Annotated in this window: 22 protein-coding genes; 9 read left to right on the forward strand and 13 right to left on the reverse strand. The window is 32.4% G+C overall.

Annotated features, from left to right (window positions below; genetic code table 11):
* Positions 1 to 24 precede the first annotated feature (24 nt).
* Together IUY40_RS05380 and IUY40_RS05385 are read left to right on the forward strand one after the other, a co-directional pair.
* The gene (locus IUY40_RS05380; protein WP_195735837.1) at positions 25 to 579 is read left to right on the forward strand and encodes a thioredoxin family protein; all 555 of its coding nucleotides are present in this window, start codon (positions 25 to 27) and stop codon (positions 577 to 579) included.
* A 394-nt stretch (positions 580 to 973) separates the two neighbouring features.
* Positions 974 to 1,372, forward strand: coding sequence for a GreA/GreB family elongation factor (locus tag IUY40_RS05385; RefSeq protein ID WP_195735838.1), 399 nt, complete (start codon positions 974 to 976; stop codon positions 1,370 to 1,372).
* Positions 1,373 to 1,860: 488 nt separating this feature from the next.
* Here IUY40_RS05385 and IUY40_RS05390 read toward each other — a convergent pair whose 3' ends face one another.
* The 13 genes from IUY40_RS05390 to IUY40_RS05445 form a co-directional block, all read right to left on the reverse strand.
* A complete protein-coding gene (locus IUY40_RS05390) occupies positions 1,861 to 2,793 on the reverse strand; it encodes a peptidylprolyl isomerase (RefSeq protein WP_195735839.1) in 933 nt (310 codons plus the stop codon).
* 46 nt (positions 2,794 to 2,839) lie between these two features.
* On the reverse strand, positions 2,840 to 3,145 hold the full coding sequence (locus IUY40_RS05395; protein ID WP_195735840.1) for a hypothetical protein: 306 nt from the start codon (positions 3,143 to 3,145) through the stop codon (positions 2,840 to 2,842).
* 9 nt (positions 3,146 to 3,154) lie between these two features.
* Complete coding sequence (locus tag IUY40_RS05400) at positions 3,155 to 4,324, reverse strand: MFS transporter (RefSeq protein WP_195735841.1); 1,170 nt, start codon at positions 4,322 to 4,324, stop codon at positions 3,155 to 3,157.
* A gap of 101 nt (positions 4,325 to 4,425) precedes the next feature.
* Positions 4,426 to 5,301 (reverse strand): sugar phosphate isomerase/epimerase, encoded by an 876-nt coding sequence (locus IUY40_RS05405; protein WP_195735842.1) that lies wholly within the window; start codon positions 5,299 to 5,301, stop codon positions 4,426 to 4,428.
* Between the two features lie 19 nt (positions 5,302 to 5,320).
* Positions 5,321 to 5,758 carry a hypothetical protein gene (locus IUY40_RS05410; RefSeq protein ID WP_195735843.1) on the reverse strand — a complete coding sequence of 146 codons (438 nt, stop codon included), beginning with the start codon at positions 5,756 to 5,758 and terminating at the stop codon, positions 5,321 to 5,323.
* A 12-nt stretch (positions 5,759 to 5,770) separates the two neighbouring features.
* Positions 5,771 to 6,121: a cupin domain-containing protein gene (locus tag IUY40_RS05415; RefSeq protein ID WP_195735844.1), complete on the reverse strand. Its 351-nt coding sequence runs from the start codon at positions 6,119 to 6,121 to the stop codon at positions 5,771 to 5,773.
* Positions 6,122 to 6,134: 13 nt separating this feature from the next.
* On the reverse strand, positions 6,135 to 6,434 hold the full coding sequence (locus tag IUY40_RS19425; RefSeq protein ID WP_229335379.1) for a hypothetical protein: 300 nt from the start codon (positions 6,432 to 6,434) through the stop codon (positions 6,135 to 6,137).
* Complete coding sequence (locus tag IUY40_RS19685; RefSeq protein ID WP_347343915.1) at positions 6,412 to 6,606, reverse strand: hypothetical protein; 195 nt, start codon at positions 6,604 to 6,606, stop codon at positions 6,412 to 6,414. Before IUY40_RS19685 ends, IUY40_RS19425 begins: the two co-directional genes overlap by 23 nt.
* Before the next feature lie 79 nt (positions 6,607 to 6,685).
* Positions 6,686 to 7,384 (reverse strand): aspartate/glutamate racemase family protein, encoded by a 699-nt coding sequence (locus IUY40_RS05425; RefSeq protein WP_195735845.1) that lies wholly within the window; start codon positions 7,382 to 7,384, stop codon positions 6,686 to 6,688.
* Between the two features lie 115 nt (positions 7,385 to 7,499).
* Positions 7,500 to 7,892 carry an inner membrane protein YiaA gene (gene yiaA / locus IUY40_RS05430; protein ID WP_195735846.1) on the reverse strand — a complete coding sequence of 131 codons (393 nt, stop codon included), beginning with the start codon at positions 7,890 to 7,892 and terminating at the stop codon, positions 7,500 to 7,502.
* 66 nt (positions 7,893 to 7,958) lie between these two features.
* Positions 7,959 to 8,639, reverse strand: coding sequence for a TIGR02117 family protein (locus IUY40_RS05435; RefSeq protein ID WP_195735847.1), 681 nt, complete (start codon positions 8,637 to 8,639; stop codon positions 7,959 to 7,961).
* Positions 8,640 to 8,758: 119 nt separating this feature from the next.
* Positions 8,759 to 9,601 (reverse strand): class D beta-lactamase, encoded by an 843-nt coding sequence (gene blaOXA, locus IUY40_RS05440; RefSeq protein WP_195735848.1) that lies wholly within the window; start codon positions 9,599 to 9,601, stop codon positions 8,759 to 8,761.
* Positions 9,602 to 9,672: 71 nt separating this feature from the next.
* Positions 9,673 to 10,407, reverse strand: coding sequence for a hypothetical protein (locus tag IUY40_RS05445; RefSeq protein ID WP_195735849.1), 735 nt, complete (start codon positions 10,405 to 10,407; stop codon positions 9,673 to 9,675).
* A gap of 351 nt (positions 10,408 to 10,758) precedes the next feature.
* Between IUY40_RS05445 and trmD the strand changes: the two genes are divergently transcribed.
* The 7 genes from trmD to IUY40_RS05480 all read left to right on the forward strand — a co-directional run bounded on the left by trmD (position 10,759) and on the right by IUY40_RS05480 (position 19,034).
* Entirely contained in the window at positions 10,759 to 11,439 is a 681-nt protein-coding gene (gene trmD / locus IUY40_RS05450; protein WP_195735850.1) for a tRNA (guanosine(37)-N1)-methyltransferase TrmD, read from the forward strand.
* A 252-nt stretch (positions 11,440 to 11,691) separates the two neighbouring features.
* A complete protein-coding gene (gene rplS, locus IUY40_RS05455; RefSeq protein WP_195735851.1) occupies positions 11,692 to 12,042 on the forward strand; it encodes a 50S ribosomal protein L19 in 351 nt (116 codons plus the stop codon).
* Positions 12,043 to 12,323: 281 nt separating this feature from the next.
* On the forward strand, positions 12,324 to 14,546 hold the full coding sequence (locus IUY40_RS05460; RefSeq protein ID WP_195735852.1) for an NADP-dependent isocitrate dehydrogenase: 2,223 nt from the start codon (positions 12,324 to 12,326) through the stop codon (positions 14,544 to 14,546).
* A 158-nt stretch (positions 14,547 to 14,704) separates the two neighbouring features.
* Positions 14,705 to 17,086, forward strand: a complete 2,382-nt coding sequence (locus tag IUY40_RS05465; RefSeq protein ID WP_195735853.1) for a TonB-dependent receptor — start codon at positions 14,705 to 14,707, stop codon at positions 17,084 to 17,086.
* A 37-nt stretch (positions 17,087 to 17,123) separates the two neighbouring features.
* Positions 17,124 to 17,945 carry a DUF4249 domain-containing protein gene (locus tag IUY40_RS05470; RefSeq protein WP_195735854.1) on the forward strand — a complete coding sequence of 274 codons (822 nt, stop codon included), beginning with the start codon at positions 17,124 to 17,126 and terminating at the stop codon, positions 17,943 to 17,945.
* Positions 17,946 to 17,953: 8 nt separating this feature from the next.
* A complete protein-coding gene (locus IUY40_RS05475) occupies positions 17,954 to 18,436 on the forward strand; it encodes a GyrI-like domain-containing protein (RefSeq protein ID WP_195735855.1) in 483 nt (160 codons plus the stop codon).
* A 139-nt stretch (positions 18,437 to 18,575) separates the two neighbouring features.
* Positions 18,576 to 19,034 (forward strand): RidA family protein, encoded by a 459-nt coding sequence (locus IUY40_RS05480; protein WP_195735856.1) that lies wholly within the window; start codon positions 18,576 to 18,578, stop codon positions 19,032 to 19,034.
* Positions 19,035 to 19,223 lie beyond the last annotated feature (189 nt).

Here is a 19,223-nt window from a genome sequence, read left to right on the forward strand (position 1 = left end):
TTGAATAATTAATTTTTCTATAAAATGGCAAAAACACTTTCAAACATGCTACCTCTTGGTACTTTGGCTCCGCAATTTAAACTAAAAGATACTAATTCTAATTTTGAATATTCTTATAACGACATAAAAGGAACAAAAGGAACTCTTGTTATGTTTATATGCAATCATTGTCCATATGTACTGCATGTAATAGAAGAAATTGTTATGATTGCAAACGATTATCGTGTACAAGGAATAGGAATCGTAGCTATTTCAAGTAATGATGTGACTAAATATCCTGAGGATAGCCCCGCGTACATGACGGAATTTGCCTTTACACATAAAATGGATTTTCCTTATCTATACGATGAAGACCAAGAAGTAGCTAAATCTTTTGATGCAGCATGTACACCTGATTTTTTCTTATTTGACAATCAGGACAAATTATTTTACCGCGGACAACTAGATGATTCAAGACCTGGAAACGGAATTACTCTTAGCGGAAGTGATTTAAGAAATGCTATTGATTCCCTAATTTACAACCGAAACATCAAAAAACCGCAGAAACCAAGCATGGGTTGCAATATTAAATGGAAATAAAGACCAATCATTAAAAAACTTTGATTAACTTTGCAAATCATAATAAATCATCCTCATGTTGAGCAACATACAATTGACGATCATTACGTTGTTGTTTTCTTGTAAAAGAAAACCACGTGTCGTTGTATTAAATTCGCACACCAAGGCCTTCGTAAATTAGACCTCCGTCTATTTCAATTTTTCTTTCAGGCGGAGGATTACATTTTAAAATTTAGTTATTTATTTTATTTACAAAAGATTCTTTCTTTGCGTTAAAAATTTCTACGCATTTTACAATTTCATAAATTTCGCATTTACAAATAAACATTAATCTGTATTTTAATTCAAAACAAATACAAGGATTTTGAGATTGCCTAAAACAAAAATCTCATTCAAATAAAAAAACACAATAGATATGAAACCAACACCCACTTTCTGTACAACAGATTATCAACTCTTGAGAGAATTAATATTAAAGAGTAAAAACGCTACAAACTCTAAAGAAGTTGGACAACTTGCTCAAGAATTAGATCGAGCTATTATTAGCAAAGGAGACATCTTAGACAATTCAATTGTAAGAATCAATTCGCAGGTCACCATTGAAGATGTAAAGGCTAAGAAACAAATGAAAATTCAAATCGTTCTACCTTCAAATGCTAACGTAAAAGAAGGAAAAATTTCTATTCTAGCACCTTTAAGTGTTGCTATAATTGGCTTTAAAGAAAATGATGAAGTTGACTGGGAATTACCTGCTGGAATAAAAACTTTAAAAATAATTGCTGTATCTAATCCATTACCTGTAAGCAATCAATAATTTTTTAAACACCTCACTTGTGAAGGTGTTTTTTTTATGTCTTATTTAAAATAAAAAACTATTTAGTGCTCTTACCAAATAATTTGCATACCCAGATAGAATAGATTCTTTTTACAATTGAGAAGATATATAATCTGAGATCAAAGCCATTTGTGCATCATCAAGATACGCTTTTTTTTGTATACGTACCAAGATAGGTTTCCAGTCTTCTTTTGTAAAATTAGTTGTTTTAAACAATTTATACTTACCCCAATTATTACCACAAAGACTTTGCCCTGAAGCTACCGCTGGAGTAACTTCTGTAGCTTATACCGTTTCTGTTACTCTCCTACTTTAGTCGTTTCCTTTTTTACAGCGCACGAAAACACTATTATTGCCAAAGCTACTATGGTTAGGGATTTTTATTTTTTTTGAGTTAATATAAAAAAATCCCAAAACTTACGCTTTGGGATCCAACCATATAAAATATAATTTTATATGTTTATATATTACTTAACGTCCATTAATTCAACGTCAAAAATTAAATTTGCGTTTGGTGGAATCACTCCTCCTGCTCCAGACGGACCATATCCTAAATGAGATGGAATTACGAAACGTGCCTTGTCTCCAACTTTCAACAAAGCAATTCCTTCATCCCAACCTTCAATAACCTGACCTTGACCTAATCTAAATTCGATTGGTTTTTTTCTTGGATAAGAAGAATCAAATACTTTACCGTTGTCTAACGAACCTTCGTAATGAACTGCAACTGTTTTTCCGCTTTCAGCTTTTTTACCATCACCTCTTTGGATAAATTGGTAACGTAAACCGCTTTCTGTTTTTTCAAAACCTGCCGCAAGTTTTTCTATAGCTGCTTCTGCCTCTGCTTTCATAGCAGCATCACGTTTGTTACGTTCTCCTTTAAAAGTGATAAAAGCTTCAATAGCATTCCATTTTTCAGCTTCTTCTCCTACTCTCATGATTTCAACACTAGTTAAATCATCTCCTTGAGCAATTGAATCAACAATATCCTGTCCTTCTACAACGTGACCAAAAACGGTATGTTTTCCGTCTAACCAACCTGTTGGAACATGTGTAATGTAAAATTGAGAACCATTACTTGCTGGCCCTGAATTTGCCATTGCTAAAACTCCCGGTTTATCATGTTTTAAACTTGGGTGAAATTCATCATCAAAACTGTAACCAGGACCACCTGTTCCTGTTCCTTGTGGGCATCCACCTTGAATCATAAAATCAGGAATTACACGGTGAAATTTTAATCCATCGTAATATTTATTTCCCTGTGGTTTGATTTTATTTTCTAAATTTCCTTCTGCTAATCCAACGAAGTTACCAACTGTTCCAGGTGTTAAATCGTGAGCTAATTTTACTAAAATCGAACCTTTAGTGGTATTGAATTTAGCGTATATTCCGTTTTCCATTGTATATATTTTTTATTGATGTGCAAATTTACGAATTAATTCTATATCATTTTGCGTGAAAAATACAAGTATCTTTAATAACTGGGTTTTCAAGATTGATAACCGATATTTTAGTATCCTCGTCAAATTTGTTGGTTCTCTTTACAATTTTCGCATAGGGAATTCCCTTGAGAAATATGGTATCGTTTCTAAGAAGTGTATTTTCATTAAATACTATAACGTCTCCCAATCCGCAAGGCTCTCCACATTTCCAAAAATACCCTTTTATCTGCTCATCAGTAAGCGTCTTTTTGCAGCTTAAACACAACTGGCTTACTAAAAGAAAACTAACAAGAACTATTATCTTTTTCATCGTAAAACATTATCCTTTTGAATTCGTTTTTTTATATGTTAACCCATAAACTGTTAATGCCAATAATGCCAAAATAGCACATCCTATACTTACAGCATGCCATCCTCCTAGTTTCCATAAAAACAATCCGTAAGCTGAACCTGCCGCTGTTCCTAAAAAACTAAATGACATAAATACTGTATTTAATCTATTCCTAGCTTCTGGTAATAAGGAATAAACTCTAGTCTGATTAGAAATATGAACTCCTTGAATTCCTATATCAATACAAACTATTCCGATAATGATCCCTACTATACTATTTCCTGAAAAGTAGAAAACAATAAAACTAATTAGCATCATTAAACAACCGTACCCTACTGCTATTCTTGAATTTCCTTTATCTCCTAGCCTTCCTACTAAAGGGGCTGCTAAAGCTCCTGTAGCTCCAACTATTCCAAAAAGACCAATTGTTGAACTAGTAAAATGAAAAGGGGCATCTGATAGTAATAATACCATTGTTGTCCAGAAAGCTCCAAACTGTGCAAAACAAAATGCGTTAATTAAGGTAGCCTCTCTTAATAATGGCTGTGTTTTTATAAGTGTAAAAAGCGACTGTAATAATTGTCCATATGAACCATGAAATACTGGTTTATTATACGGGAATTGTTTTTGCATAACAAAAAACATAAGTAAACATATTCCGGCTGCAATCCAGAACATAGATCTCCAACCCCAAATATCTCCTATAATTCCGCTTAAAGTTCTTGATAATAAAATTCCGACAAGTAAACCGCTCATAATTGTTCCTACAACTTTACCACGCTCACTAGGATCACTCAAAGAAGCTGCCAAAGGCAAAATTAACTGAGGAACTATAGAGGTAATTCCGATAAGAAGCGATGCGATTTCTAACACTAAAAAACTTTGGGCTGTAGCCGCAATAACCAAGGCAACTACTGTTGCAAGTGTTGTAATCAAAATTTGTTTTTTACGCTCTATTTTATCTCCAAGCGGTACCATAAAGAAAAGACCGATAGCATAACCTGCTTGAGTAAGATAAGTTATTGTTCCCGCATCAGCTTCGGGGATTTTAAATTCATTGGCAATTAAAACAATTAAAGGCTGACAATAATAAAGGTTTGCAACTATAAGTCCAGTGCAAACTGCCATAAACATGACACTAGTTTTGGATAAATTCATTTTGCAAAAATACTACTCTAATCTTTAACAAAACTTTAAAAAAAGCATAAAATTCCCAAAATACTATTCCTTCACAGCGTAATCTTCTAAAATTCAAAAAACTAAATCAGTTCTTTTTCAATGAATTTGCAACTAGTTTTTACTGATTCAATAGCATTTGGTTTATAGTTTGTTTCTTGTTCTACAAAGAAATGTTTCATGCCCGAAAGTTTCGCTTCTGCAAAAATAGATTTGAAATCAATAACACCCGAACCAATCTCCGTATTTAATGTCGCATTACTTTTATCCATGTCTTTTACATGCCACATTGTAAAACGTCCTGGGTTTTGTTTAAACAATTGTATTGGGTCAATTTTAGAATACGCCATCCAATATAAATCCATTTCAAAATAGACTAGATTTTTATCGGTTTCTTTTAACAGAATTTCATAACCTGCTATATCTCCATATTTCTTAAACTCAAAATCATGATTGTGATACGCTAATTTTAAACCTGCAGCTTTACACATATCTCCTGCTTTATTTAATAACGAAGCTATTTTTTTATAATCGTCGGCACTTTTTCTTATGCTTTCGTGGAGCCAAGGAATAGTAATGTATTCATTCTTTAAAATTTTAGCTGCTTTTATTGCAGCTTCAAGTTCTGTAGTATTTCCGTCAGACAAAAACATTCCTAATTCGTAATGACCACTCACTGCTTTTAATCCATTTGTGTCTAACAATTTCTTTAACTCCTGAGGTGACAATCCCCAAAACTTATCTTTAATAGAAAATCCATACAATTCTACTTCAGTATATCCTGCAAGTGCTACTTTCTCTAAAGTTCCTTTTACATCTTTGGGCAATTCATCTCTTAAAGTGTACAACTGCAAGCCAATTGTTTTTTTATTAGAAGCAAATGCCAATGACGGAATTAAACAAACCGTAGCCGCTACTATACTTGTATTGATTATAAAGTTTCTTCTTGATAATTTCATATTCTACATTTACAATCAACTAATTTTTATAGTAATAATTTTTGCCTCCTTCTTGCACTTCTATTTTAACAATTTGATCATACGGTATAACATTCCGTAATCCCGGCATGAACCTGGATTTCCCTCCCTTTAAAGTATCATTTTCCAATATTACAGTATCAAAATAAAAATATTTACGTTTTCCATTTAGCAATGTCACTCTCATTTCTAGTGACGCTGAATTTCGTATTTTCATCTCTTTACCCTTCTTATCATAAACAGTCAAATATTCTATATTATTTGATGAATATTTAAAATCTTTATAAAGGAGCGGATTATTAACTATCACTTCCTTACTCTTATCATTTTTTGTAAATTGATCCTTAAAACTTTCTGGCGGTATTGTATATATCGTACAAGAAAGCATTAACAATAATATTCCAACACTAAGCACCTTCAATTTCATTTTGTGATTCATTTAAAACAATCTTTACTTTTTCATAAAATCTTCGCGAATCGGACTAAAAACATCTGTTAGAAGTCCGCTTTCTAAACAAACAACACCGTGTATGGCGTGTGGCGGAATATAAAAACTATCTCCTCCTTTTAATATTTTTGTTTCATTATCAATTGTTACTTCAAATTTTCCGCTTGCTACATACGTAACTTGCGAATGATAATGTTCGTGTAAAACTCCAATACCTCCTTTTTCAAATTGAACATTCACCAACATTACTCTGTCATCGTATGCCATTATTTTACGCTTGATTCCTTCTTCTACAACTTCCCACTCTATTTCATCATTAAAGAGAAATTTTTCGCTTGCTCCAAAACTTTGCATATTATCTATATTTTTAATTCAACTCTTCTACTTGCTTTTCAAAACTCTTAATGAACGCCAGAATATTCATCAACGTGTTTTCATCAATAATATTTCCATCAGAATCTATTTTCCCTCTAATTCCTTGTATCAAAAGTTGAGTGTCATTATCAAATTTAGCTTCAACTGTTTTCATTATCAGGCTTAATTGTTCTTGTCCCATTTCTCCCGAAGCCGAAGCAGTTATTAAACCTACTTTTTTATTAGAAAAAACCGTTGTCGAAACACACCATTCTAATACATTCTTTAAACTAACTAGTAAACAAAAAAACATATTCCGGCGTACAAATTAGTACTTCTGTTACAATTTTATTTCTAAAACTAACTACAGCATCTGGTAGATTTTCATTATCCAAGTCTAGATTAAAATGATGAATACTTGCTAAATCCTCAAATATCTCTACCTCAAAATTCTTACTTATATATTCTGAAATAAATTTCAGAATATTGAAATTACTCGAATTATTTCTTGTACTTCAAGATATAGCAAAGTTTTTTTCTTTGTATCATCCATTGTTTTATTCTTTAATCTAATGACAAAGCAAATTTTACTGCTGCATCTGAATGGATTTTTGTTGTATCAAAAACCGGAACTGAAACATCATCCTGACTTATAAGCATTGGTATTTCGGTACAACCAAGAATAATTCCTTCGGCTCCATTTTCGATTAATTTATTAATTACCATAATATAAGCTCTTTTGGTCTGCTCATTGATTATTCCTCTTCCTAATTCTTCTTTTAATGTTTTCTGAATATAATCTCGTTCGTCCTGAAGAAAAGGAACAATTGTTTCGATATTATATTCGGCAAGTTTGTCTTTGTAAAAATCCATTTCCATCGTGAATTTTGTTCCCAACAATCCCACTTTTTTTAATCCTTTCTTATTTATTTCTTTTGCTGTAGCTGTTGCAATATGAATAATAGGCAGTGAGATTTCTTTTTCGACTCTTTCTACCACCGCATGTGCTGTATTAGCACATAAAACTATTGCTTCAGCTCCACTTTTCTCGAGGCTTTTACAGGCATTAGTTATTAGTTCGAATGTTACATCCCAGTTATTGGCTGTATTATTTCTTTGGAAATCATCAAAATTCAGAGAATAAATAATACACTCTGCAAAATTAAGCCCTCCCAATTTTTCATTTATTCCTTCATTTATAAAACGATAATAGTCTATTGTCGAAACCCAACTAATACCTCCAACAAGCCCAATTTTTTTCATAACTAAGTTTTTTTTACTGATTTTGAGCTTTCCGTTAAAGCAAAACGGTTTCAAACGATTATAGAATAAGTCTGTAACTCCAATCGTTTGAAACCGTTATTGTAAAAGTATTTTTTTATCCTTTAATAGCTAAATTATCTCTCGTATTTTTTTGAACTGCAATTGCTCCAAATATCCCTAATAAAAATGCAAAAGCATAAAATCCTTTTTCGCTAGGCAAAATCGTAGCATTCCAAAGCCCAACCGCTAATAAAGCAATTGACAGAATTGTTCCAAACCAGCAAATTCCATAATAAATATTAGTGACAGGAAATCCTTCTAGTCTGTCTCTTACACTTTTTTGCAATGAAATTACAGCGAACAATCCAAACATTAAGACTGTAAAATAATACCCTATTTCATTTAACAACATTTCGGCTCTAGAAAGCCCTACTAGATAACCTACAATTCCTACTCCCATCGCAATCCAAGATGCTGCAATAAATGCAATCGACGTTTTTTGTACCATTTTTTAATTCAATTTTAGTTTAATTTATTTTACTGAATACTTTTATTATTTACCACTGTTTTCTTTTTATTTATTTTCATATTTCGAGAAAATTGCTGAATCTATTGGTGTCCAAAAACAACACTTTTGTCCGCTTACTTTTAATGCGTTGTTTGCCCAAGTATTACAAGTATGAAGTAAACTATAGCATCCGGTTCCTTCATAAAAAGCATCTCTTTTACCGTAATTCTGATCTGTTTTGATGTGCATCAATCGCCCGTTTTTATCTTTTTTGAAACTATTTTTTATGTAATCAACCAAACGAGTATATTGCTCCTTACTGATTGTAATTTTTTTACAGCTTTCGTTTTCTTTTATATTCGAAAAATAGGTAGCATGTATTGCTGTATTGTTTAATCCAGATGCCGCTTTAAGTGCCGTTGAGACTTTTAGATCTGACCAGTTTGGAGTTTCTAGATAAAATCCTTTGTCTCCCCATCCCATCGCCAGATATTGATATGTTGTATCTTTAGAAATCGTGTTCTCATACTTTACCTCTTTGCTCCAGTCCATAAATTCATTACGGGTTGGAACTACAATGTCTGTATGAACACCATTTGTCATGATATAAATAGTGACTTCTTCTTTGGTGTTTGGTTCTCTTTCGACTGTAATTCTAGAAATAGAATATGCGAGAACGATATACAGTAAAATAAACGCTATAAACACAACCAATATCCTACCAATAATCGTAAGGGCTTTCTTCAATGTGATTTATTCGGTTAGTTAATTTTTTGCTAAAATAGTAGTATTTTATTTAATAAAAAATAAATTCTTCTAAAATTTACTTGTTAATTTTAGGGCTTTTAGCAAAAAAAGGCCAAAACTTATTTTTTATAAATATTTTTTAATGCTGCTTTAGTTGCATTAAGTCGAATTGCTATAAAATCATCTTGATTGGTTTCTTTAGTTGGCTCTATATTTGTTGCAAAAAAGTAAACTCCATCTTTATTTTCAAGATAACCTACAAACCAACCATTTTTGATTCCGTTACTATTAGACAAACCTGTTTTTCCTCTTAGGATATAATCATTAGTTTTTTCAACTTCCATGATATCTTTCATTAACGATTCGGTTCTTTTGGAAATAGGCAATTCAGACAAATACAATCTTTTTAAGAAATCAATTTGCTGGAACTGAGAAATTCTAGATTTTCCTTCTAACCAAAAATTATCAATGGTCAATGTATCAAAAACCATTGTGTTATAATCCAATTTTTTTAGATATTCTTTCATTCGTTTCACTCCAACTTTCCTTGCGATTTTCTGGTAACAAGGAACGCAAGAAACTCGAAATGCTTGTTTGAGTGTTAAATCTTGCTCCCAGGCTTTCATCCATCGTTTTTCTCCATCCCACTTAAAAACTGTCGAATCACTTTTTACAACTCCTGTCTCGAGTGCAATAATAGTATTCGGAATTTTAAATGTCGATGCCGGAATGTTTCCTTTTTTTGCCCAAGCAAAATCATTGGAATAAAAAGTGTTTTTACTACTATCGTAAACTAATATTGATCCTTTTACTTTTAAACTATCAAGGATTTCGTCAAATTCAGCAACAATTATTTCTTTGTCTTTCCCTATTTCTTTTTTAGTTTCTTTTTTTTTTGATTGACAACTTACGTTTAGGTTTATCAATATAAAAAGAAATCCGATTAGTGCTGGAGTTTTCATTTTTAACTGTTTTATTTTTAATTAGATCATTTGTTAGCTAAAGTTTTCTTGGCACAAACGCCTATATTCTTTTACCCATTGTAATTCATCAACGTTATTTTATCATTCGTTATTTCAATATCCAGTAAATGATCTTTATAAAAATCATCACCTCCTGAAATGGAACAAAAAACTTCCCCTGAATCGTCTATTATTATTTCCGCTCTATATACTTCTAACGTATCGTACCAATCTTTATTTGCTCTATCTTCATTACATTCGTTATTATAAAAATCGATTAGTTCGATCTGACAATTACTCAACCAATTAATATAGTCGAAAATTTTATCTAAATAATTTTCAATGTGTTCGCTGGGGAGATAAACTGAAACCTTTCCCTTTTCAGTTAATTTATTAAATACTACAATACTTTTATTGGCTATTTTAAATTTATTTTTATTGTCCTTTGATTTAACAAAATCACTCAATTCTAGTTTTGGCTGCTCTTTTTTTTCACGATATTTTCTAACATCTTTTATTATGAAGTTATCTTTGTGTGATTTGGCTTTTCCTTCCATTACATACAACTTTGTTGCCTCTTTTCTATTGGTTAAATCGGCAACTGTTTTAAAAACCTCATAAGCTGATTCATGAAATCCTAACAAACTATAAATATTAGAAAAAACTATATCATCCTGTTTTGTTCTATTTGTACTTTCTAATTCGTAAAGCAAGTCATAAAGTTCCTCGATACTTTTTGTTGAAGCTTCAGATTTTCTAAACGCTGTAGATAGTTCTATATAATCTTTTGTATAATCTCTGTCCATTTTTATTTTCAATATAATATATAGAGTGTTTTTATTTAACCGAAAATACAATTAAAAACAATATATCCTTTCAAAAATCATAATTCTTGACAGATCTAGCCCTGATGAAAGCGGCATCCTTTTTCTGGCTCTTTTTGCCAGAAAAAGATATAGCGGACAGCAGGAAATAGCTCCTTATGTAAATTATTAATGGTTTACTGTTGGTTAAAAAAATTAATTAGTTAATGATGATTTAATTGATAGTATATGTGATGTTGATATGATTCATTAAATTCTTCAATTTTCAAATCTTTAAATTTCTAAAATATTTACTTTGTATCTTTGCAGCCTAGAACCTTTTGAATAAAAAAAATGCGCATAGATATTATTACTGTTTTACCTGAGTTATTGCGAAGCCCGTTTGAAGCTTCGATTATGAAACGTGCTATTGACAAAGGTATTGTCGAGGTTCATTTTCATAATTTACGCGACTATACAACCAATAAACAGAAGAGTGTTGATGATTATCCTTTTGGCGGTGGCGCTGGAATGGTAATGACGGTTCAGCCTATTGATGCTTGCATTACGCATTTGAAAAGCGAAAGAACATACGATGAGATTATATATATGTCACCTGACGGGGAAACGCTAAACCAAAAAATGGCTAACACGATGTCGATGTATGAAAACATTATCATTTTGTGTGGTCATTATAAAGGTGTAGATCAGCGTGTGCGCGATCATTTTATTACTAAAGAAATTTCGATTGGCGATTATGTTTTATCCGGAGGAGAATTAGGAGCTTTAGTTTTATCTGATGCTTTGATTCGTTTGATTCCTGGTGTTTTAAGTGATGAAACTTCCGCTTTAACAGATAGTTTTCAAGATAATTTATTGTCTGGTCCTATATATACCCGCCCAGCTGATTATAAGGGATGGAAAGTCCCTGATGTTTTAACCAGCGGTCACTTTGCCAAAATTGACAAATGGAGAGAAGATATGGCATATGAGCATACAAAAAACAGACGCCCTGACTTGCTGGAAGAAAAATAAGTTTTTAGTATTCAGTCTCAGTTTACAAACTGGTGTATTAAAAATTAAGAGTAAATACCCTAAACTAAATACTGCAACTGACTATCTACAAACTAATAATGAGCACTGTAACTAAAAACTAGTACTAAAAACTAGTACCAATAAAAAAAGTTGTAAATTAAAACTAAAGTTGTATTTTTGCACCCAAATTAGACCAACCTCTGGCGAAATCCGTGTATGTTGCTCTATTACAAAACCATAATTAAAGATATCATGGCAGATTTAATGAAATTCGTTCAAAACGAATTTGTTGCAAAAAAAGATTTTCCTGTTTTCGGAGCTGGAGATACTATCACAGTTTACTACGAAATTAGAGAGGGTGAAAAAACAAGAACTCAGTTTTTTAAAGGAGTTGTTATTCAAAGAAGAGGTTCTGGTAACACAGAGACTTTTACTATTCGTAAAATGTCTGGTGCTATTGGTGTAGAGCGTATCTTCCCAGTTAACTTGCCAGCTTTACAAAAAGTTGAAGTTAACAAAAGAGGAGCTGTACGTAGAGCTAGAATTTTCTACTTCAGAGAACTTACTGGTAAAAAAGCTAAGATTAGAGACAGAAGAAGATAATTTTTTATCTCTTTACAATAAAGATCCCGATTCATTAATTATGAATCGGGATTTTTTTTGTTCTAAACAAAATATCAAAACAGTAGTTCTTTGGCTTGAAAACCATTGATTTGTTAATTATAACTACTTAAAATAGCAATCTGTTAATTTAAGGAATTCTAAAAAAAACGCAACCGTTTTCGGACTGTTTTCCTTATATTTGCTTCGCTCATTTTGAGCTAATCACACCTTTTACATCGTCATTTTTTTTGACGATACGATTATATTAAAAAAGAAAAAAAATGACACAGAATTCAAAAATTGTTTACACCTTAACTGATGAGGCGCCATTATTAGCGACTTATTCTTTCTTGCCTATTGTACAAGAATTTACTGCTACAGCGGGTATTGCTATTGAAACTAGAGACATTTCGTTAGTGTCTCGAATTTTATCTAATTTCCCAGAGTACTTGACCGATTCTCAAAAAACAAGGGACGCCTTGGCTGAGTTAGGACAACTTGCTACTAAACCGGAAGCAAACATTATTAAGTTACCAAACATATCGGCTTCGGTTCCGCAATTAAAAGCTGCCATTGCCGAATTACAATCTCACGGATATAAAATTCCAAATTTCCCTGAAGATCCACAAAACGATACCGAAAAAGAAATTAAAGCTAAATACGCTAAAGTATTAGGTTCTGCAGTAAACCCAGTTTTACGTGAAGGGAACTCTGATCGTAGAGCGCCAAGAGCGGTGAAGAATTTTGCAAAAGCAAATCCACACTCAATGGGAGCTTGGTCACCTGACTCAAAAACCCATGTTGCATCTATGCCAAATGGTGACTTTTACGGAAGTGAAAAATCACTTACTGTTCCTAATGCTACTGATGTAAAAATTGAATTTGTTGCTAAAGACGGAACTTCTACTATTTTAAAAGAAAATACTCCTCTAAAAGCAGGAGAAATTATTGATAGTGCTGTATTAAACTTAAATGCTTTAAAAAGTTTTGTTGCTACGGCTATCGAAGAAGCAAAAAAAGAAAACATATTACTTTCAGTTCACCTGAAAGCTACAATGATGAAAGTTTCTGATCCAATTATTTTTGGTGCAATTGTAGAAGTTTACTTTAAAGATGTATTCGAAAAATATGCTACTTTATTTAGCGAACTAAATATTGATACAAGAAATGGATTGGGTGATGTTTATGCTAAAATTGCAGGAACACCTCAACAAGCCGAAGTTGAAGCAGCCTTAGATGCAGCTATAGCTAAAGGCCCAGCACTTGCAATGGTAAACTCTGATAAAGGGATTACAAACTTACACGTTCCTTCAGATGTAATTGTTGATGCTTCTATGCCTGCAATGATACGTACTTCTGGACAGATGTACAATAAAGAGGGTAAACAACAAGATACTCTTGCTATTATTCCAGATCGTGCTTATGCAGGTGTTTATACAGCTACAATCGATTTTTGTAAAAAACATGGTGCTTTTGACCCAACTACAATGGGAAGCGTACCAAACGTAGGCTTAATGGCTCAAAAAGCAGAAGAATACGGGTCTCATGACAAAACTTTCCAAGTAAAAGGTGATGGTGTTGTTCGTGTTGTTGATGCTAACGGAACTGTACTAATGGAACAAGCTGTTGAAGATAAAGATATCTTTAGAATGTGTCAGGCAAAAGACGCTCCTATTCAAGACTGGGTAAAACTAGCTGTAAACAGAGCTCGTTTATCTAATACACCAGCCGTTTTTTGGTTAGACGAAAACAGAGCGCATGATAGAGAATTAATCGAAAAAGTAAAAACATACCTTAAAGATTACGATACTACCGGTTTAGATATTCGTATCATGAATCCAATTGACGCTACAAACTTTACTCTTGAAAGAATAATTAAAGGATTAGATACTATCTCTGTAACTGGAAACGTATTGCGTGATTACCTTACAGATTTGTTCCCAATTCTTGAAGTTGGAACTTCTGCTAAAATGCTTTCTATCGTTCCTTTAATGAATGGTGGTGGATTGTTTGAAACTGGTGCTGGAGGTTCTGCGCCTAAACACGTTGAGCAATTTACACAAGAAGGATATTTACGTTGGGATTCATTAGGTGAATTTTTGGCTCTTGGCGCTTCTTTAGAGCATTTAGGTCAAACTTTAAACAACTCTAAAGCAATTGTTCTTGCTGAAACTCTAGATGAGGCAAATGACAAATTCCTTGCAAACGATAAATCTCCAGCTCGTAAAATTGGACAAATAGACAACCGTGGTTCTCACTTTTATTTAGCGTTCTATTGGGCTCAAGCTTTGGCTGCTCAAAATAAAGATGCTGAATTAAAAGCAATCTTCACTCCTATCGCTGCTGAATTTGCTGAAAATGAAGCTAAAATAAATACTGAATTAATTGCTGCTCAAGGAAAACCTCAAGATATTGGTGGTTATTACCAACCAAATCCTGAATTAACTAGCAAAGCAATGCGTCCAAGCCCAACATTTAATTCAATTTTAGCTAAAATAGCTTAATGTTAAATTTATGAAGACACACTACACAGTGCCTCTCTACAAATCAATATCTAAAAGACAACCCGAAATGGTTGTCTTTTTTTTAACTCACATTTAACATTAATTTTGTAATAATTCTTGCCTTATAACGTCTTATAAAGTAATTCAAAATTTAAACAATGATTTCAAAAAAAGTTAGCACATTACTTATTGTAATTCTCGTTTCTTTTTCTTCAATTGCGCAAGAAAAATTTACCCTTAGCGGTATTATTTCGGACTCTAAAAATAATGAAACCCTCATCGGAGTCAACATATACATCCCTTCATTAAAAATGGGTACTACAACCAATGAATATGGCTTTTACTCCATTACAGCTCCAAAAGGAGAACATCAGATAGAAATAAGCTACGTCGGATATCAAACTTTTGAACAAACCATTTCTTTGACAAAAAATATTAAAAGCAATTTTTCACTAAAAGAAGGTGGCGAAGAACTCCAAGAAGTAGTTATCACTGATAATAGAGGAAGAGCCAATACACGTACTCCTGAAATGAGTGTAAACAAACTTTCTATTACATCCATAAAAAAAATGCCTGTTGTTATGGGAGAAGTTGATGTTTTAAAATCAATTTTGTTACTTCCTGGTGTAACTAATGCTGGTGAAGGAGCATCTGGATTTAACGTACGTGGAGGTGGTGCCGATCAAAATTTAATACTTCTTGATGAAGCCACTATTTTTAATTCTTCACACGTTTTTGGATTCTTCTCTGTATTTAACCCAGATGCCATTAAAGATTTAAAACTATATAAAGGAGGAATTCCTGCTCGTTACGGCGGTAGAGCATCCTCTGTTTTGGATATATATCAAAAAGATGGAAATAGTAAAGATTTCCATATGAATGGTGGAATCGGATTAATTTCAAGCCGCCTTCTTGCTGAAGGCCCGCTAGTAAAAGATAAAGGATCATTCTTAATTGGAGGTAGAGCTTCTTATGGACATCTATTTTTAAAACTAACTGAAGACATGAAAGACAACTCTGTTTATTTTTATGACTTAAATGCTAAATTTAGTTATAAATTAAACGACAACAACAGTTTGTATTTATCAGGTTATTTTGGGCGTGATGTATTTAGCATAGCCAACAGCTTTGCAAATACTTACGGAAATACTACTTTAAACTTACGTTGGAATCATTTATTTTCTGATAAACTTTTTACAAATCTATCTTTAATTTACAGCGATTATTATTACGGTTTAGATTTAGATTTAGTAGGATTCAAATGGGATTCTGGCATCAAGAATTACAATATCAAATACGATTTCAAGAATTATATTTCAGACAAATTCAAACTAAATTATGGTATAAATGCTATTTACTATGATTTTAACCCAGGAACTATTAAACCTACAGGTGACGAAGTTAGAATTAATCCAGAGCAATTAGACAAAAAATATGCCTTTGAACCTGCTATATATATTGAAGCTGAAAATCAAATTGCAAAAAAACTAACACTTTCATATGGACTTCGTTTTAGTATGTTTTCTCGTTTAGGTTCCTCAACAGTTAACTTATATGAGAATAACAATCCTGTTGTTTTTGATCCTGTCCGTCAGATTTATGAAAAAGCAACTCCAATAGGAACTCAATATTATAGCAAAAACAAATCTATCTATGATTATAAAAATTTAGAACCTCGTTTTTCAATTGGATATCAAATTAGCGAAGACCAAGCTGTTAAAGCTAGTTATAACAGAATGGCACAGTATTTACAATTAATCTCAAACACCTCGTCTCCTACTCCACTCGATGTCTGGATGCCAAGCGACCAGTTTATTAAACCTCAACTTGCAGATCAGGTTGCTCTAGGTTATTTCAGAAACTTCCAAGATGGAGATTACTCACTTGAAGCTGAAACGTATTATAAAAAAATTAGAAACAGACTTGATTATATTGATGGTGCAGATTTAATAGCAAACAACGCTATTGAGCAAGTACTTTTAAATGGCCGTATGCGTTCTTATGGTCTAGAACTAATGCTTAAGAAGAATACAGGAAAACTAACCGGATGGGTTTCGTATACTTTATCAAAATCTGAACAGCAAACTCCAGGAAGGACTCCTGAAGAAACAGGAATTAATAACGGACAATGGTACAATTCAGTTTACGACAAACTACATAATTTAGCTGTAACGGCTGCTTATTCACTAAATGACAAATGGTCTTTTGGTGCTAATTTCGCATTACAGTCAGGACAGCCAGTAACTTATCCAACTGGATACTACGAATATCTTGGTGTTAAAGTTCCTCACTATCGTTCACGAAATGAAAATAGATTACCAGCTTATCATCACTTAGATATTTCAGCAACATTAACTCCTAGATCAAACAAGGACAGAAACTGGAAAGGCGAATGGGTATTTAGTATTTACAATCTTTACAATAGACATAATGCAGCTTCAATTAATTTTAGACAAAATGAAGATACAGGATACAATGAAGCCATAAAAACATCTATTTTCGGAATGGTTCCTGCAGTAAGCTATAATTTTAAATTTTAATTCACTTCTCTCAAAAGAGAAATAAAAATATATTCATATGAAAAAAATAAGCCTATTCATTCTATTTTTTACATCCCTATTTTTTGCAAGTTGCGAAGAAGTTGTAGAAGTTGATTTAAAAACAGAACCACCAAAATTGGTAGTAGAAGCAGTCATTAATTGGACAAAAGGAACAACAGGAAACCAGCAAATGATAAAATTAACTACAACAGCCGATTATTACAACCACATAATTCCAGTTGTTTCAGGAGCTACAGTATCTATAAAAAACAGCACTAATAAAATATTCTCCTTTATAGAAGTTCCACAAACGGGACAATACGTTTGTACAAATTTTGAGCCTGTTATTAACGAAACCTATGTTTTAACCATTATTAGTGGAGGAAATACTTATACAGCAACCGAAACCTTAAAATCGGTAGCGCCAATTACAAGAATAGAACAAAAAAATGATGGTGGTATTATGAAAGATGAAGTAGAAGTAAAAGCATATTATAATGATCCTGCTAATGAAACAAACTATTATTTATACCACTACACGTACTCTAATAAAATACTATCAAGTTATTCGGCTGTTGAAGATAGATTCTTTAACGGAAACGGATTTTTCAGCACTTCAAATAATGATGATTTAAAACCGGGTGATAAAGTTGAAATAAGTCATATTGGTATTTCTAAAAGTTATTACAATTACATGAATATCTTAATAAGTATTGCTGGCGATAATAGTGGCGGACCATTTCAATCTCCTCCTGCGACAGTAAGAGGTAATGTTATAAATACAACAAATGCAAGTGACTATCCTTTAGGTTATTTTTCCCTTGGAGAAATAGAAACTAAAAAATATACAATCGAGTAATATTAAAAATGGAACCTAGAATAGAAATCTTAACCGAAAAGAAAATCGTTGGAAAACGAATTACAACCTCTTTTACTGTCAATAAAACAAAAGAACTTTGGCAAGGTTTTATGCCAAACCGAAAAGAAATAAAAAACAATATTGGTTCAGAGCTATATTCTATCGAAGTATATCCCGAATCACATTTTGTCAATTTCAACCCAAACAATGAATTCGAAAAATGGGCAGGTATTGAAGTAGAAGACTTTCTTTCGGTTCCGGCCGACATGGAAACGATTGTAATTTCAACTGGATTATATGCCGTTTTTATTCATAAAGGACCCGCAAGCAATGGAAATGAAACATATCAATATATTTTCACCTATTGGTTACCTAGATCCGAATACTCTTTAGAAAATAGACCTCATTTTGCCATAATGGGCGAAAAATACAAACATGAAGATCCAACATCCCAAGAGGAAATTTGGATTCCGATTAAGCACAAAAAATAACTCTCCGAAAATGCTCTCCTAACTGAGAGCATTTTTTTTATGTCAAACTAAAAAAAACACCGACTCTCAACATATGTAAATGTGTAAAAAATAGAATTAAATGACCTTTGTGAAATAATTAATTCAAAAAAATGAAAGCATGAAACATGTACTGCTTACCTTATTTTCTCTATTTGCATTTAATGCAAAAGCACAAAATTTCAAAAACCCAGAATCTCTATTCGACCCAACACCTTATGGTTTTAGCCACGCATCATCGGTTGCTGTGTCTGGCGAACTTGTTTTCATTTCCGGACAAAGCGGTGGCTTAGGTAAAGAGCATCTTTTAAACGAAAGCTTTCGAGAACAAACACAAGTAGCATTAAAAAATATTGTAACAGTTTTGGATAATTATAACCTAAAACCAGAAAATGTTATGAAAATTACGATTCTAATAGTAGATCATTCGCAAGAAAAATTAAAAATATGGAATGAAGAAATTAATAAAGTATGGAAAAACAAACCATTCCCTGCAAGCACATTAATTCCAGTTCCTAGATTAGCCATCGACGGAATGTTAATAGAAGTCGATGCAATCGCTTTTAAAGCAAAAAAATAAAACATTAAACCATTTAGGGATTAAGCTTAATTAAGAATACGTTTAAGATTGCGGTAATTTGCATGCAGATTTAAAACCTCTTATCTACTTCATATCCCGATAGCTATCTGAAGTGGATAAAAACTTTATTTGCTTAATCCCTTAATAGTTGAAAAACATTTACTTTTTACTTTCGTACATTTACAGCAC

Origin of the sequence: Flavobacterium sp. ALJ2, assembly GCF_015594725.1 — a bacterium.
Taxonomy (GTDB): Bacteria; Bacteroidota; Bacteroidia; order Flavobacteriales; family Flavobacteriaceae; genus Flavobacterium.

Bases quoted from the DNA above. Each gene is read 5' to 3' on its own strand.
- IUY40_RS05380 (WP_195735837.1), top strand. From the start codon at position 25: ATGGCAAAAACACTTTCAAACATGCTACCTCTTGGTACTTTGGCTCCG.
- IUY40_RS05385 (WP_195735838.1), top strand. From the start codon at position 974: ATGAAACCAACACCCACTTTCTGTACAACAGATTATCAACTCTTGAGA.
- IUY40_RS05390 (WP_195735839.1), bottom strand. From the start codon at position 2,793: ATGGAAAACGGAATATACGCTAAATTCAATACCACTAAAGGTTCGATT.
- IUY40_RS05395 (WP_195735840.1), bottom strand. From the start codon at position 3,145: ATGAAAAAGATAATAGTTCTTGTTAGTTTTCTTTTAGTAAGCCAGTTG.
- IUY40_RS05400 (WP_195735841.1), bottom strand. From the start codon at position 4,324: ATGAATTTATCCAAAACTAGTGTCATGTTTATGGCAGTTTGCACTGGA.
- IUY40_RS05405 (WP_195735842.1), bottom strand. From the start codon at position 5,301: ATGAAATTATCAAGAAGAAACTTTATAATCAATACAAGTATAGTAGCG.
- IUY40_RS05410 (WP_195735843.1), bottom strand. From the start codon at position 5,758: ATGAATCACAAAATGAAATTGAAGGTGCTTAGTGTTGGAATATTATTG.
- IUY40_RS05415 (WP_195735844.1), bottom strand. From the start codon at position 6,121: ATGCAAAGTTTTGGAGCAAGCGAAAAATTTCTCTTTAATGATGAAATA.
- IUY40_RS19425 (WP_229335379.1), bottom strand. From the start codon at position 6,434: ATGTTTTTTTGTTTACTAGTTAGTTTAAAGAATGTATTAGAATGGTGT.
- IUY40_RS05425 (WP_195735845.1), bottom strand. From the start codon at position 7,384: ATGAAAAAAATTGGGCTTGTTGGAGGTATTAGTTGGGTTTCGACAATA.
- yiaA (WP_195735846.1), bottom strand. From the start codon at position 7,892: ATGGTACAAAAAACGTCGATTGCATTTATTGCAGCATCTTGGATTGCG.
- blaOXA (WP_195735848.1), bottom strand. From the start codon at position 9,601: ATGAAAACTCCAGCACTAATCGGATTTCTTTTTATATTGATAAACCTA.
- IUY40_RS05445 (WP_195735849.1), bottom strand. From the start codon at position 10,407: ATGGACAGAGATTATACAAAAGATTATATAGAACTATCTACAGCGTTT.
- trmD (WP_195735850.1), top strand. From the start codon at position 10,759: ATGCGCATAGATATTATTACTGTTTTACCTGAGTTATTGCGAAGCCCG.
- rplS (WP_195735851.1), top strand. From the start codon at position 11,692: ATGGCAGATTTAATGAAATTCGTTCAAAACGAATTTGTTGCAAAAAAA.
- IUY40_RS05460 (WP_195735852.1), top strand. From the start codon at position 12,324: ATGACACAGAATTCAAAAATTGTTTACACCTTAACTGATGAGGCGCCA.
- IUY40_RS05465 (WP_195735853.1), top strand. From the start codon at position 14,705: ATGATTTCAAAAAAAGTTAGCACATTACTTATTGTAATTCTCGTTTCT.
- IUY40_RS05470 (WP_195735854.1), top strand. From the start codon at position 17,124: ATGAAAAAAATAAGCCTATTCATTCTATTTTTTACATCCCTATTTTTT.
- IUY40_RS05475 (WP_195735855.1), top strand. From the start codon at position 17,954: ATGGAACCTAGAATAGAAATCTTAACCGAAAAGAAAATCGTTGGAAAA.
- IUY40_RS05480 (WP_195735856.1), top strand. From the start codon at position 18,576: ATGAAACATGTACTGCTTACCTTATTTTCTCTATTTGCATTTAATGCA.